At 44.9% G+C, this 1,103-nt stretch carries 2 protein-coding genes; one reads left to right on the forward strand and one right to left on the reverse strand.

Going from position 1 to position 1,103, the window contains the following annotated elements; all coding sequences use genetic code 11:
• The coding region (locus ACR0P9_RS13040) for a Gfo/Idh/MocA family protein (RefSeq protein WP_432620824.1) at positions 1-727 on the forward strand (727 nt) is incomplete at its 5' end.
• Positions 728-787: 60 nt separating this feature from the next.
• Here the strand turns inward: ACR0P9_RS13040 and ACR0P9_RS13045 are convergent.
• The coding region (locus ACR0P9_RS13045; protein ID WP_432620826.1) for a dicarboxylate/amino acid:cation symporter at positions 788-1,103 on the reverse strand (316 nt) is incomplete at its 5' end.

Consider the following 1,103-nt stretch of genomic DNA (forward strand, 5'->3'; position numbering starts at 1 on the left):
CCAGCATAGCAAGCATTTACTCGTAGAAAAATCTATCACATTGAACAGCCGTGAATTAGACGAAATGATGCAGCTCGCTGAGCAAAAGCATTTGATCTTGGCTGAAGCAATGACAATTTGGCACATGCCGTTATATCGAGAATTATGGAGTAGGGTACACAGCGGCCAATGGGGCAAGGTTCAAATGATTACGGTCAATTTCGGCAGCTTTAAAGAATACAACATGACCAATCGATTCTTTAATTTGAATCTGGCAGGCGGTGCCATGCTGGACATCGGTGTGTATGCTCTGTCTATCGTGCGCAGCTTTATGGACGAGAAGCCCACACAGATTCTCAGCCAGTGGAAGCCATCCCCGACCGGCTCTGATGAGCAGGCAACGATTCTGCTTCAAAATCCGTCCGGTCAAATGGCAACTGTAGCTCTGTCTATACATTCCAAACAGCCCAAGCGAGCAATGATTAGCTGTGAAACCGGCTATATTGAAATTATGGAATTTCCAAGAGCAAATCAAGCCATTTTTGTCAACGCAGAAACCGGTGAAAAGACCGAAATCGTCTGCGGAGAAACCGATCAGGCACTCTATTATGAAATGACGGACATGGAACACGCCGTGCAAACCGGAGATCCCTCTGCCATGCAGCTAGCCTATTCTAAAGATGTCATGGACATCATGACGCAACTGAGAAAAGATTGGCATTTACAATATCCAAACGAACAATGGTAAAACAAAACAGCCTTTCTGATTGTATCAAATCAAAAAGGCTGTTTTTATGTGAGATTTATTTTATTTCTTATTGTTTCTTCTTGCTTCCTTCTTCTTTTCCAAATTGGAAACGATAATCGTACAAGAAGCATCACCAGTGATATTGACGGTGGTACGACCCATATCAAAGATACGGTCTACACCGGCAACCAGTGCAACACCTTCTACCGGCAGACCAACAGAAGTCAATACCATAGTCAGCATAACCATACCTGCACCCGGTACACCAGCTGTGCCAATAGACGCCAGCGTTGCCGTCAGCACGATGGTAATCATCTGCGGGAAGGTCAAATGAATGCCATAGCAAGCAGCAATAAAGATTGCACAGACGCCCTGA

Source organism: Butyricicoccus sp. (assembly GCF_050872565.1).
Taxonomy (GTDB): Bacteria; Bacillota; Clostridia; order Oscillospirales; family Butyricicoccaceae; genus Butyricicoccus_A.